At 70.9% G+C, this 12,756-nt stretch carries 12 protein-coding genes; 5 read left to right on the top strand and 7 right to left on the bottom strand.

The window, feature by feature from the left end; genetic code table 11:
* Positions 1-11 precede the first annotated feature (11 nt).
* From FNH08_RS29855 to FNH08_RS29865, 3 genes are all read right to left on the bottom strand, one after another.
* Positions 12-314 carry a hypothetical protein gene (locus FNH08_RS29855; RefSeq protein ID WP_322725731.1) on the bottom strand — a complete coding sequence of 101 codons (303 nt, stop codon included), beginning with the start codon at positions 312-314 and terminating at the stop codon, positions 12-14.
* 68 nt (positions 315-382) lie between these two features.
* Positions 383-964 (bottom strand): SigE family RNA polymerase sigma factor, encoded by a 582-nt coding sequence (locus FNH08_RS29860; protein WP_322725726.1) that lies wholly within the window; start codon positions 962-964, stop codon positions 383-385.
* Positions 965-984: 20 nt separating this feature from the next.
* On the bottom strand, positions 985-2,547 hold the full coding sequence (locus tag FNH08_RS29865; protein WP_152774640.1) for a sodium:solute symporter family protein: 1,563 nt from the start codon (positions 2,545-2,547) through the stop codon (positions 985-987).
* A gap of 168 nt (positions 2,548-2,715) precedes the next feature.
* On the opposite strand from FNH08_RS29865, the gene FNH08_RS29870 reads away from it, so the two are divergent.
* From FNH08_RS29870 to FNH08_RS29885, 4 genes are all read left to right on the top strand, one after another.
* Complete coding sequence (locus tag FNH08_RS29870; RefSeq protein ID WP_152774641.1) at positions 2,716-2,967, top strand: DUF3311 domain-containing protein; 252 nt, start codon at positions 2,716-2,718, stop codon at positions 2,965-2,967.
* Positions 2,968-3,057: 90 nt separating this feature from the next.
* Positions 3,058-5,229: a carbon starvation CstA family protein gene (locus FNH08_RS29875; protein WP_152774642.1), complete on the top strand. Its 2,172-nt coding sequence runs from the start codon at positions 3,058-3,060 to the stop codon at positions 5,227-5,229.
* Positions 5,226-5,417, top strand: a complete 192-nt coding sequence (locus FNH08_RS29880) for a CstA-like transporter-associated (seleno)protein (RefSeq protein ID WP_152774643.1) — start codon at positions 5,226-5,228, stop codon at positions 5,415-5,417. The genes FNH08_RS29875 and FNH08_RS29880 overlap by 4 nt, the downstream gene beginning before the upstream one ends.
* A gap of 102 nt (positions 5,418-5,519) precedes the next feature.
* Positions 5,520-6,476 carry a hypothetical protein gene (locus FNH08_RS29885; protein ID WP_152774644.1) on the top strand — a complete coding sequence of 319 codons (957 nt, stop codon included), beginning with the start codon at positions 5,520-5,522 and terminating at the stop codon, positions 6,474-6,476.
* Between the two features lie 7 nt (positions 6,477-6,483).
* Here FNH08_RS29885 and FNH08_RS29890 read toward each other — a convergent pair whose 3' ends face one another.
* The 4 genes from FNH08_RS29890 to FNH08_RS29905 all read right to left on the bottom strand — a co-directional run bounded on the left by FNH08_RS29890 (position 6,484) and on the right by FNH08_RS29905 (position 11,825).
* Positions 6,484-7,281, bottom strand: coding sequence for an SURF1 family cytochrome oxidase biogenesis protein (locus FNH08_RS29890; RefSeq protein ID WP_322725732.1), 798 nt, complete (start codon positions 7,279-7,281; stop codon positions 6,484-6,486).
* 49 nt (positions 7,282-7,330) lie between these two features.
* Positions 7,331-7,564: a hypothetical protein gene (locus FNH08_RS29895; RefSeq protein ID WP_152774646.1), complete on the bottom strand. Its 234-nt coding sequence runs from the start codon at positions 7,562-7,564 to the stop codon at positions 7,331-7,333.
* 126 nt (positions 7,565-7,690) lie between these two features.
* Positions 7,691-8,665, bottom strand: coding sequence for a DEDDh family exonuclease (locus FNH08_RS29900; RefSeq protein ID WP_152774647.1), 975 nt, complete (start codon positions 8,663-8,665; stop codon positions 7,691-7,693).
* A 55-nt stretch (positions 8,666-8,720) separates the two neighbouring features.
* Positions 8,721-11,825 (bottom strand): NACHT domain-containing protein, encoded by a 3,105-nt coding sequence (locus tag FNH08_RS29905; RefSeq protein ID WP_322725728.1) that lies wholly within the window; start codon positions 11,823-11,825, stop codon positions 8,721-8,723.
* A gap of 149 nt (positions 11,826-11,974) precedes the next feature.
* On the opposite strand from FNH08_RS29905, the gene FNH08_RS29910 reads away from it, so the two are divergent.
* On the top strand, positions 11,975-12,756 hold a 782-nt coding region (locus tag FNH08_RS29910), incomplete at its 3' end, for a sterol desaturase family protein (RefSeq protein ID WP_152774649.1).

Consider the following 12,756-nt stretch of genomic DNA (forward strand, 5'->3'; position numbering starts at 1 on the left):
CCCCCCGGGGGTCAGCCCGGACCCGTACCCGCCACCGTGCCCCCGCCGCCCGAGAAGATGACGCCGGGATCGGACGGGGTCTGGTTGAGGACCCACAGACCGATCAGGGTGGCGAGGGTGAAGACGACGGCGATCAGTACGGCGAGGACGAGCCGGCGACGGCGTTCGCGGCGCAACCAGTCGCCGCGGGCGGTGCGGTACGCGTCGGGCGCGGGCGTCACCCCGCCCGCCAGCGCCTCCAGGGCGGCGCGCAGTTCCTGCTCGGTGCGGTTCTCGGCCGTACGGTCCGAAGAGGCACCCGAAGCACCCGAAATGGCACCCGAAGAAGCACCCGAAGAAGCACCCGAAGTGGCACCCGAAGTGGTGTCCGGTGAGGTGTCGTTCATCGCCGGGCCTCCATCGCCTGGGTCAGCGCGGCGAGGCCGCGGGCCGTGTGGGTCTTGACCGAGCCGCAGGAGATGCCCATCGCGGCGGCGATCTCGCTCTCCTTCAGCCCGAGCCAGTGGCGCAGGACGAGCGCCTCGCGCTGCCGGGCGGGCAACTGCTGCAACGCGTCGATCAGCACGCGCTGGTCGTCGTGGAGCAACGCGGTGCTCTCCGCGGAGGCGACGAGCTCGTCCGGCGGGTTCTCCACGTGCCTTCGGGCGACCTGGAGGTGCCGTATCCGCATCCGCGTCAGATTGCAGACGGTGGAGCGCAGATACGCCTCGGCGGCCTCGACGTCCCGCAGCCGCCGCCACTTCCGGTAGATCTGGTAGTACGCCTCGGCCACCACGTTCTCCGGATCGTCCGCGCCGAGCAGCACGGCGAGGCGGAGCATCGACGAGTAGTGCAGCTCGAACAGCCGGGCAAGGCCCGCCTCGCGTTCCAGCTCGTCCGGATCGCTCACCGCGGGGGCGAGCGGTTCGGCGGCGGGCCGCGGGACGAGCGGCTCGTCCACGGGAGCGAGGGATACAGGGGGCACGGGTATAGGAGGTCTGCGTCTCACGGGTTGTTCGCTCCCGTCTCGGGGCGCCGCCTGACGGCCAGGCGGGACGGTAGGTCGGTCAGATCGGCGCCGCGCGGGACGCCGAGCCGTTCGAGGGCCGCGGTGCCCACCACGGCCACGATCAGGTTGAGGGCGAGGGCGGCCAGGCCCGCGTAGATCTCCAGCGGCTGGTCGGCGGGGCCGAACGGGACGATCGACGAGAACCCCTCCCGCACCACCAGGAACGTCCCGCCCACCATGCCCACGGCCCACCCGGCCAGCAGCGCCCGCGGATGCAGCCACCGGGTGAAGAGCCCCACGGCCACCGCCGGGAAGATCTGCAGGATCCAGACCCCGCCGAGCAGCTGGAGGTTGATGGCGTCCTGGTCGCGCAGTCCGAACACGAACGCCACCGCGCCCACCTTGGCCGTCAGCGACACCGCCTTGGCGATGCGCACCTGCCGCTTGGGCGTGGCCGTCGGGTGGACGTACTCGACGTACACGTTCCGTACGAAGCTCGTGGCGGCCGCGATCGACATCACGGCGGCCGGGACCAGCGCGCCCACGGTGATCGCGCCGAACACCAGCCCGGCCAGCGGCCCCGGCATGAGCCGGTCCACCAGCATCGGCACGGCGGCCTCGGCCCCGCCCTCGGGCGCCCGCACCCCCGTGGCGAGGGCCGCTATGCCGAGGAAGCCGAAGAGCGCGAGCAGCCCCGTCCAGGCGGGCAGCGCCACCGTGGCCTTGCGCAGGGTGCGCGGACCGTCGGCGGCGAACCCGGCCGTGAGGACGTGCGGGTACATCAGCAGTGCCAGCGCCGAACCCAGGGCGAGTGTGGCGTAGGCGGGCTGCTGCTCGGGGGACAGCAGGAGCGCGGAGTCGCCCGCGTCCGTCCCGCCGAGCCGCCGCGCCGCCCCCTCGAACACCGCGCCCGGCCCGCCGAGCCGCTCCAGGACCAGCCAGCACACGGCGGTCAGCGACACGAACACGGCCACCGCCTTGAGCGCCGAGATCACGGTCGGCGCCCGCAGTCCGTGCCGGTACGTGGCCACGGCGAGCCCGGCGAAGAGGGCCACCATCACCAGGTCCCCGGCCGCGCCCTTCGGGTACACGCCTCCGGCCGTCAGCACCGCCCGTATGCCGAGCAGCTGCAGCGCCAGGTACGGCATCGTCGCGAGGATCCCGGTCAGGGCCACCACCAGCGCCAGCGGCGGTGAACCGTACCGTCCGCGCACGAAGTCGGCCGCCGTGACGTACCCGTGGCGGCGGGCCACCGTCCACAGACGGCTCAGCAGCACGAAGGCGAGCGGACAGACGATCACCGTGTACGGCACCGCGAAGAAGGCGGGCGCGCCGTTGCCGTACGCGAGGCCCGGGACGGCGGTGAACGTGTACGCGGTGAAGATCGTGCCGCCCAGCAGCAGCCAGGTCCACACAGGGCCGAGACTCCGGTCGGCGAGCGCCCAGCCTTCCAGAGAGGGCAGCCGGTCGACGGGCCGCAGACGGCGCGCGGTGACGGCGAGCAGCGACGCTCCGCCGATCACGGCGAGGAACGTCGCGGTCATGGCGCCATCCGCCATGGGTCACCGTCCTTGGTGTGCCTGGGCCCTCGCGTGTTGGTTGCGCGGACGGCCGGTTCGGAGGACACGGAACCGGCGGGAAATGTTCTGGAAATTCGCTGTCAACCAGTTCCAGCGGGTGGGCAACTCTTGCACAGACCGACAGCGATCGGGAGAGGAGAGCAGCTCATGGGACGGATCGGGCATCACCGGCTACGGCGCGTACACCGCATACGGCGGGTACGGCACGTCGCCGTCGCGCTGCTGCTCCTCGCTCCCGCGGCAGGGCTGCTGTGGGTCCCCTGGTACGCCGGTGCGAGCCCGCGGCTGGCCGGGACGCCGTTCTTCTACTGGTACCAGCTCGCCTGGGTGCCGGGGTGCGGCCTCTGCCTGCTCGCCGCGTACGTGCTGACCAGGCACGACCGCCGTCACGATCCCTGACCCGCGTATCCCCTTACCCGCGCTTTCCCGCACGTCCCGTACCGCCGTACGGCCGTACACCCAACACCACCGCTCAGGTGAGGAGCCGCCATGCCCACATCAGTCATGCCCGAATCCGGTCGCCCGGCGCCGGAGGGCCCACCCTCCGCGAGGTCGCGGATGACCCCGCGCTCGATCGTCCTGTGGTCCGCCGTCGCCCTGCTGGGCGCCGTCGGCTGGGGTGTCCTCGCGCTCTCGCGGGGCGAGGAGATCTCGGCCGTCTGGCTGGTGATGGCCGCCCTCGGCTCGTACGCCATCGCCTACCGCTTCTACTCGCGCTTCATCGCCCGGCGGGTCCTCCAGGTCGACGACACCCGTGCCACCCCGGCCGAACGCCTTGAGGACGGCGTCGACTACCACCCCACCGACAAGCGGGTTCTCTTCGGCCACCACTTCGCGGCCATCGCCGGGGCGGGCCCGCTGGTGGGTCCGGTGCTGGCCGCGCAGATGGGCTATCTGCCGGGCACGATCTGGATCATCGCGGGCGTGATCTTCGGCGGCGCGGTGCAGGACATGGTCGTCCTGTTCCTCTCCATGCGCCGGGACGGCAAGAGCCTCGGGCAGATGGCCCGTGACGAGATCGGCCGTGTGGGCGGTGTCGCCGCGCTGATCGGTGTCTTCGCCATCATGATCATCCTGCTCGCGGTCCTCGCGATGGTCGTCGTCAACGCGCTCGCCGAGTCCGCCTGGGGCACCTTCTCGGTCACCATGACCATCCCGATCGCCCTCTTCATGGGCTTCTACCTGCGCTACCTGCGGCCGGGCCGGGTCGTGGAGACCAGCTTCATCGGCGTGGCCCTGCTGCTGCTCGCCATCCTCGGCGGCGGCTGGATCCAGGACTCCTCGCTCGCCGAGTACTTCGTCTGGAGCCCCGAGACGCTCGTCTTCTGCCTGGTCGGCTACGGCTTCGTCGCCTCCGTGCTCCCGGTGTGGATGCTGCTGGCGCCCCGTGACTACCTGTCGACCTTCATGAAGGTCGGCACCATCGCCCTGATGGCCGTCGGTGTCGTGATCGCCGCTCCGACGCTGAAGGCCGAGTCGGTGACCGAGTTCGCCTCCACCGGCGCCGGGCCGGTCTTCGCCGGGGGCCTCTTCCCCTTCCTGTTCATCACCATCGCCTGCGGCGCCCTGTCCGGCTTCCACGCCCTCGTCTCCTCCGGCACCACCCCGAAGCTGATCCAGAAGGAGTCCCAGGTCCGGCTGATCGGCTACGGCTCCATGCTCACGGAGTCCTTCGTCGCCGTCATGGCGCTGATCGCCGCCTGTGTCCTCGAACCGGGCCTGTACTACGCGATGAACTCCCCGGCCGCGCTGCTCGGCCCGACCGTGGAGACCGCGTCGGCGGCCGTGAAGGGCCTCGGCTTCACCATCACCCCTGACCAGCTGACCGCCGCGGCCAAGGCCGTCGAGGAGCAGACGCTGGTGGGCCGCTCCGGGGGCGCGCCCACTCTGGCCGTGGGCATGTCGGAGATCTTCGCCGGGGTGTTCGGCGGCGCCGGGATGAAGGCGTTCTGGTACCACTTCGCCATCATGTTCGAGGCCCTGTTCATCCTGACCACGGTGGACGCGGGCACCCGCGTGGGCCGCTTCATGCTGCAGGACATGCTCGGCAACGTCTGGAAGCCGATCGGCCGCGTCACCTGGAAGCCCGGCATCTGGATCACCAGCGCCCTGGTCGTGGGCGCCTGGGGCTACTTCCTCTACGCCGGTGTCACCGACCCGCTCGGCGGTATCAAGCAGCTGTTCCCGCTGTTCGGCATCGCCAACCAGCTGCTCGCCGCGGTCGCCCTCGCCGTCACCACGACCATGCTCATCAAGGCGGGCAAGCTGCGCTGGGCCTGGGTGACCGGCATCCCGCTGGCCTGGGACGTGGCCGTCACCTTCACCGCCGGCTGGCAGAAGATCTTCTCGGACGACCCGAAGATCGGCTTCTTCGCCGCGCGGAACCTCTACGCGGACGCCATCGACGCCGGGAAGCTGCTGCCGGGCGCCACGAACGCGGACGACATGCACACCATCGTCCTCAACAACACCGTCGACGGCGTGCTCATGGCGATCTTCCTGGTGCTGGTCCTCACGGTCCTGGTCAACTGCGCGATGGTGTGCGTCCGCGCTCTGCGGTCCGCCGAGCCGCTGCCGACGACCGAGGCGCCGTACGTCGAATCCCGTATCGACCTGCCGGAGCAGCGCGGCTCCGAGCCGCTGGTGGGGGCGGGCTCATGAGCACCGTCCGGAAGGTGCTCGGCGCCGTCCTCTGGTACGCCCGGGAACTGACCGGCGAGGCCGAGTACGACCGCTACCGCGCACGGCACCGCCGCCACCACCCGCACGCGCCGGTGCCGACCCGCGGGGAGTACGAGCGGTTGCGCACCCTGCGGCGCGAGTGCGAGGCCCCTGGCCGCTGCTGCTGAGCCAGGTTCTCCGAGGCGGGCGTGCCTCCCCAGCCGTGCAGGCACGCCCGCCCCACCGACGCCACCCGACCGCCCTTGGCGAAACCGAGATGCTCGAACGAGATGCTCAGACGCCGCCCCTCCCTGCTGATCCGCCCCGAACTCGACGACGAGCCCCTGCACACGACCCTGACCGAACTCCGGCCCGCCCAGCAGCTCCACGGTCTCGGCGCGGGCCGCACCCGTCCCCTCTGGGAGCCGGTGGCCGACCTGCTGCGTGCCACGGGGCGCGACTGGGACCGCCGCGTCCACCGGGTCTCCGTCCTGGCGCAGAGCCTTCCGGCCGTGGTCTCGCAGCGATGGGCCGCCGACCGGCCCGGCGACGGGGACGCCCTGGTCCTGAGGGCCTTCGTGGAGGCGACCCGGGCACCGGCCGAGGGACACGCCGCCGTTCGCCGCGCCGAACAGACGTGTCTGCTCGCCGCCGGTGCCTGCCCGGAGGACCCGGCCCCCTGGCTGGCGCTGCTCACCCTGATGTACTCCTGCGCCGTACCGGTCAAGGACGCCGTGCCCGTGTGGACCGAGGCCGTCAACCGTGCGCCATGGCACCGGACGGCCTACCACCGGCTGCTGAGGTACCTGTCCCCGCGCGCACACGGGACGGTCCCCGACATGATGGACTTCGCCTGGCAGGCCGCCGCCCGCGCACCGCACGGATCGCCGGTCGCCCTGCTCCCCGTGGCGGCCCGCGTCGAGCTGACGGCCCACCGCCAGGGGGAGTCGCCTCTCGCCGCCGCCCTCGGCGCGAGCGGCACCTGGAACGAGCCCCGGGCGCGCCAGGAGATCGACGTGGCCCTGAACGGCTGGTTCCACGCCGCCGCCGCATCCCACGCCGAAGCCGTCACCGACCTCAACGTCCTCGCCTTCGCGCTGACCCGCGCGCACCTCCCGGACGAGGCCGCCCCCGTCTTCCGGCGCATCGGCCGGCACATGACACGCCATCCGTGGGACCTGCTGCCCGAGCCGGAACGCACGTTCGTCTACTGGCGGGACCGGCTGACCGAACGCCGTCGCACGTGAGGGGCACTCACGCGGGGGCCGGCGCCGTCTCCTTCTCCTGCGCGGTGGCGGAGGCCGCCGCCGCGCGGTCACGGCGCTCACGACGGACCAGGATGACCCAGCCCACCGGGACACCGGCCGCGAACAGCCACCACTGGATGGCGTACGCGTAGTTCAGCGCCGCGTTCTCGTCGCCGGGCCTGCCGATCAGCTCCGGGGTGTCGCCCTTGGGCTCGGGTGCCGTCTGCGCGATGTAGCCGCCGAGTACCTGGGCGTCGAGGCGGCGGGCCTCCTGCTCGCTGTTGATCAGCATGATCTGCCGGTCGGGCAGCCCCTTGAGGTTTTTGATGCCGCTCGCCGCGGTCGTCTCGTCGGGCATGAGCCGCCCGGTGACGGTGATCTCGCCGCGGGGCGGTGCGGGGATCTTCGGGAACGCGGTCTGGCTCGGCCCGTCCGAGGGGATCCAGCCCCGGTTGACGAGCAGGACCTTGCCGTCGTCGAGGACGAACGGGGTCAGGACGTGGTAGCCGACCTCGTCGTCGGAGTTGGTGCGGCGGCGGACGACGACCTCGTCGTCGGTGTCGAAGCGGCCCTTCGCGGTCACACGGTGGTACCGCTCGCCGGTGGCGACGGCGTGTCCGGGGGAGGTCATCTCCTCCACGGGCACCGGCTTGGCGCCCAGCGCGTCGGCGACCAGCTGGTTCCGTGCGGTGCGCTCCTCGTAGCGGTGCATCTGCCAGATGCCCAGCCTGATCATCGTGGGGATGAGAAGGAGGGCGACCAGCGTGAGGATCACCCACTGCCGGGACAACAGGAAGCGGTACACGCAAAGACCGTACAACTCGGTCATGGGGCGCATGCCGGTGGGGGCCGCTTCAGACCTTGTCCACGATCCCCACCCTCCCCTCCGCACGGGCGCAGTGGGCGCCGCAGTACCAGTGGCCGTCGGCCTCGACGCCCTGGCCGATGATCTGGACGCGACAGTGCTCACAGATGGGCGCCATGCGGTGGATCGCGCAGGCGAAGCAGTCGAAGACGTGCACCGCGCCCTGGGCGTGCACCTCGAAGGTCATGCCGTAGTCGTTTCCGCAGACTTCGCAACGTGTCATGCGCCACAGGGTGCGGCGCCGATGCGGCAGGGGCGAGTGGGCGCGGGGCGAGTCGGCGGCCAATCACCCGTACGCCCGGAACGCCCGTACGCTCCGGTCACCCCTCCGCCGCCTCAGCCGCCCCGGTCATCCCTCCGCCGGCTCGACGTCCCGCAGCAGCTGCCCGAACGCCGCCTCGTCGATCACCGGCGTCCCGTACTGCCGGGCCTTCGCCGCCTTCGACGTGCCCGAGTCCGGGTCGTTGGTGACGAGGAGGCTGGTCACCCGGGACAGGCTCGTCGCGACGTGCAGTCCGGCCTCGACGGCACGGTCCTCCAGCAGCTCGCGGTCCACCGACGTGTCCCCCGAGAAGGCGACGCGCATGCCCTGCTTGAGCGGTTTGCCCTCTTCGTAGCGCCCTGGGTTGGGGTACGGGCACGGGGGACGCTTGCGCGACGGGCGCCAACTCCCGGGTCCGTAGCTCCGGGTGGACTGCCGCCCGATGTGCGCGGAGCCGGACCACTCGGTCAGCGGCCGGCACTCCAGCAGCGGCAGCCGCACGCCCCGGCTCACCGCGGTGTGCAGGCTCGGCCGGAACGCCTCGGCCAGCACGCGCGCGTCGTCCAGCGCGTGGTGCGCCCGCTGCTGTACGACGCCGAAGTGGGCGGCCAGCGACTCCAGCTTGTGGTTGGGCAGGGGCAGGCCCAACTCCTTGGAGAGCGTGATGGTGCACAGCCGCTGCCGCACCGGCGCCTCGCACTCCGCGCGCGCGTACTCCCGCGCGATCATCGACCAGTCGAAGACCGCGTTGTGCGCGACGAGCACGCGGTCGGCCAGGCGGGCGGAGAACTCCTCGGCGATGTCCTGGAAAACCGGGGCCCCTTCGAGCACGTCGCTCGTCAGACCATGGATCCACACCGGCCCGGGGTCACGCTCCGGGTTGACCATCGTGTACCAGTGGTCCTCGACCTCGCCGCGCGCGTCCAGCCGGTAGACGGCCGCCGAGATGATGCGGTCGTCCCGGGCCAGGCCCGTGGTCTCCACGTCGACGACCGCGTACCCCGGCGGGTACGCGGTCGGCCAAGGGGCGTCGGACGGCGCGGTCGTAAGGTCTTCGAGCATGGTCATTGAGGATACGGGCCGCGACTGACAGTCCTGACGGCCACCGTCATGAGCGTCAGTCTGTTTGGGGGTCTGTTTGGGGGTTGAGGCGTTCGGGCGGGAAGTGTTCGGTGCCGGTCACTGCGTCAAGAGGCGCGTACACGCTGAGGTTCGGCAGATCCGCGAGCGGGGTGAGGTCGATGGGCTCGGGGCAGGTGCTGAGGGTGAGGCGGGTCAGCCGGGGAAGGTCCTTGAGCGGTGCGAGATCCCGGGTCAACCGTGAGCGACTGAGCATCAGGCTCTCCAGCCGCTGATGCCGTACCAACGTCGCCGGATCGAGTGCGCTCTGGCCGTACATCTGCAGGCCGGTCAGTCGGGTCTCGTCGTGCCGGCCGGCCAACTGCGCCCCCTGTGAGTCCCCTTCGATCCCCAGGGTCTCCAGATCGGGCCAGCGTTCGAGTCCATGCAGGTTGATGCGCGCCGCGTCGCGCATGAGGACGAGACCGGTGAGCGCGGTCTCGACGGGGATGTCCGCGACGTCCGTCACGCCCGCGGCGAAGCCGAGCGTCAGATGGTTCAGCGCCGCGAGCCCGTCGAGCCCGGCGAGAGACGTGCCCTCGGCCAGGTCGAGCACGGAGAGCCACTCGATTCCCAAACCGCGTAAGGGGACGAGATCGGTCACCGAGGGACAGCGACTGAGGACGAACGTGGTGAGGTGAGGCAATGCGGCAAGCGGTGACAAGTCGCGCAGAGTCGGGTCGTCGTTGCGGAACAGGTACTCCAGACACGTGTGCTCGAGGATTTCCGAGGGGAATCCGTGGGGGCCCACGAGAGTGATCCGCTTGATGTGCCGCAACCGTGGCAACTCCGCCAGCTGCGCGGGCGTGGACACGCTCACATACGCCTCGGGCGTCGCGGCGGAAAGCACGGTCCTCGCGTACTGCCCGGGGTCGAAAGAAGACCAGCAATGTGAGAACTGCGCGACCACGGACAACCGCGTGTCCTCCCGAAATCGCGCGATCACCGCCATCCCCGCGTCACCCCCCACCTGCGCGGCGGTCCGCACGACCGCGGTCGCGGTCATCGTGTCCAGGCCCTCCGGCCCCGGCAGCAGCTCCAGCACGAGCTCGCCCACCTTCGCGAGCTCGTCCGCCTCGTTCAGGGTCCTGGGCGGTAACAGGTCCTGGGTCCGGGCCTCGACATCCGCCCGCACACCCGGATCGAGCTCGGGTGCGTGCTCGAGACAGGCCGCGGCCAGCAGGACCAGCCGTTGGCGGTGCTTGCGCACCTTGTCCGCTCGCCGCAGCAACTGCCGCAGCAGCCGCCCCCGTTCGTCGACCCGCGCGTGGCCCACCGCCATGCGGACCACGTCGTCCCACTGGTCGTCGTGCGCGTTCCTCACCAGCACGCCGAAGTCACGTGACTCGACGGCCGCCTTCGCCCCCAGGTAGTCCTGGAAGGTGCGGTGCACGAAGTCGACGTACCCCGGGACCGGCTCGCGCAGCAGTCCGCTGCGGATGAGCAGGTGTGAGAAGACCTGGGCGGCATCGCCCTGGTCGCGCACCTGTGGCATCGTCGCCAGCCACTCGTCCAGCATCTCGACCGCGTCGTCGCGGGACGCCTCCACCTGGCCGTTGCGGATCAGCCAGTACGCCAGTCGCTGCAGCAACGCCGTCTGTTCGTCGCGGGAGAGGGTGACCCCCTCGACGGACGCCACCTCCCGCTCCGTGTCACGGCGGATCAGCAGCATGTCGAGTGCCGCGTCGTACAACTCCTTGCGGGCGCGGGGGAGTTGCATTCGCCGGTCGCGGTTCAGTGCGCAGAGTACGGCGCACATCAGGGGGTTCGTCGCCAGCCGGCCCAGGTCGCGGCGCGTGGCCACGGCCTCCTTCAGGCCCGCCTCGTACGTGTCCAGGAGCTCCCGCTCCGAGCCGGCCGCGCACTCCCGGCGTGCCGAGTCGTGCCAGTGATCGATGAACGAGCGGATGTCGTCCCGCTCCATGGGCAGGAGCGAGTGCGCCGTGAAGCCCTGACCGGTGAGCCAGCCCTCGGGCACCGCCGACGGCCTGGTCGTCACCACGTAACGTGCCTTCGGGAACGCGGCGATCAGGGACTTCAACCAGGTCTCCGTACGGCTCCGCAGCCGCGCCGGGACTTCGTCGACCCCGTCGACCAGCACCAACGCCCGTCCTCCGTCGAGGAGTTCGGTCACCCAGTCGGTCGGCGGCCGCAGCGGCACCCCCGAGGCCGCCAGGAAGTCCTCCGGCATCGGCAAGCGGTCCAGGGAGTTGAACGACCTCAGCCGCAGCACGAACGGCACACAGCGGTTCCAGTCCGCCAGCTCCGCGCCGAAGCTCCGCCGCGCCGCGTTCAGCGCGAGCCACTGTACGAGCGTCGACTTGCCCGAGCCCGCCGGGCCCCGCAGCATCAGGCGATCGCAGTCCGCCAGAGCCCGTTCCACCTTGACGACGCTCTGCCCGGTGCGCGGCAGACCGACTTCCTCACCATGGGCCTGCTCAAGCCGCTCATCGGTGACCGCGAGACTGATGTACGCGGTGTCCAGCGGCCATTCGGCGCGCGTCCTGGTGCCGAGCGTGAGCCCGAAGAGTTCCACTCGGGAGTGCGTCCCGGCGACGAACTGGGCGTACCGCTCCTCGAACTCCAACGCCACCGCCTCCGGGCGGGGGCCACGCAGATCGTGCAGGAGTTCCTCCGTGCGGCCCGACCTCCTCGTCTGCTCGACCGCCGCCCGTGCCGCGAACGACGGGTGCGCGGTGAGCTGCTCCACGAGATGCGTACAGCACAGCTCCAGCAACTCCCCGTACAGGTCGCCTGCCCGTGGGGCCAGGTCCCGCACCGGCCGGCGCAGCTCCGCGGCCAGCCGCCCGGGATCCAGGTCCACCGCGAACAACCGCTCCGCGTCGAGCGGGCCCGCCGCCGCGAACGTGTCCTGAACCGCCGCCACGGCCGCCAGCCGCTCGTGCTCCGGCAACGACCCGTACGCCGAGGCGACGCGCCCGGAGAGCACACGCGCCAGCTTCTCCGGCGTCGCCGGCTTCGGCAGCGGCCGTACCGGATCGCTCACCAGCCCCGCCCCGGGCTTCGGTGTCAGCGCCGACTTCACGAGCGCGGAGGCCACCGTCGACGCCAACCGGACGAGCACAACTTCGAGCCCCTGCACGCTGTCCCTCCCCGTTCCAACAGCCGGCATGGTAGGCCGCGCAGGGCCGCGCATTGGTGGAGATCGCCAAGAAGCAAGCGCGTACCGCCGGTCATACTTGTGGGTAACAACGTCTAGCCGCCACTGACCGGCGGTTCTACGGTGCCCACATGCCGAACCTGCCCGATGTCGTGCTGTGGTCCATACCCGCTTTCGTGCTGCTCACCGTGGTCGAGATGGTGAGCGTGCGGATCCATCCCGATGAGGATGCGGCGGGGTACGAGGCGAAGGACGCCGCGACGAGCGTTGGCATGGGGCTCGGGAGCCTGGTCTTCGACTTCCTGTGGAAGATCCCGATCGTGGCGGTCTACACGGCGATCCACGAGCTGACGCCCCTGCGCGTGCCCGTGCTGTGGTGGACGATTCCGCTGATGCTGCTGGCTCAGGACTTCTTCTACTACTGGTCGCACCGCGGCCACCACGTCGTCCGCGTCCTGTGGGCCTGCCACGTCGTGCACCACTCCAGCCGGAAGTTCAACCTGACCACCGCCCTGCGGCAGCCGTGGACGACATGGACCGTCTGGCCGTTCTACGTTCCGCTCATCGCCCTCGGGGTGCATCCCGCCGCGCTCGCGTTCTGCTCCTCGGCCAACCTCGTGTACCAGTTCTGGATCCACACCGAACGGATCGGCAAGCTGCACCGGGCCTTCGAGTTCGTCTTCAACACGCCCTCGCACCACCGGGTCCACCACGCCTCCCAGGGCGGCTACCTGGACCGGAACTTCGGCGGCATCCTCATCGTCTGGGACCGGCTCTTCGGGTCGTTCGTCGCGGAGACCGAACGGCCGGTGTACGGGCTGACCAAGAACATCGACACGTACAACCCGCTGAGGGTCGCCACCCACGAGTACGCCGCCATCGCCAGGGACCTGAAGGCGGCCGGGAGTTGGGG

This window comes from Streptomyces spongiae, assembly GCF_009377185.1.
Taxonomy (GTDB): domain Bacteria; phylum Actinomycetota; class Actinomycetes; order Streptomycetales; family Streptomycetaceae; genus Streptomyces; species Streptomyces spongiae.

Coding starts and splice junctions, on each gene's coding strand:
- FNH08_RS29865 (WP_152774640.1), bottom strand. CDS start 2,547: ATGGCGGATGGCGCCATGACCGCGACGTTCCTCGCCGTGATCGGCGGA.
- FNH08_RS29870 (WP_152774641.1), top strand. CDS start 2,716: ATGGGACGGATCGGGCATCACCGGCTACGGCGCGTACACCGCATACGG.
- FNH08_RS29875 (WP_152774642.1), top strand. CDS start 3,058: ATGCCCACATCAGTCATGCCCGAATCCGGTCGCCCGGCGCCGGAGGGC.
- FNH08_RS29880 (WP_152774643.1), top strand. CDS start 5,226: ATGAGCACCGTCCGGAAGGTGCTCGGCGCCGTCCTCTGGTACGCCCGG.
- FNH08_RS29885 (WP_152774644.1), top strand. CDS start 5,520: ATGCTCAGACGCCGCCCCTCCCTGCTGATCCGCCCCGAACTCGACGAC.
- FNH08_RS29895 (WP_152774646.1), bottom strand. CDS start 7,564: ATGACACGTTGCGAAGTCTGCGGAAACGACTACGGCATGACCTTCGAG.
- FNH08_RS29900 (WP_152774647.1), bottom strand. CDS start 8,665: ATGCTCGAAGACCTTACGACCGCGCCGTCCGACGCCCCTTGGCCGACC.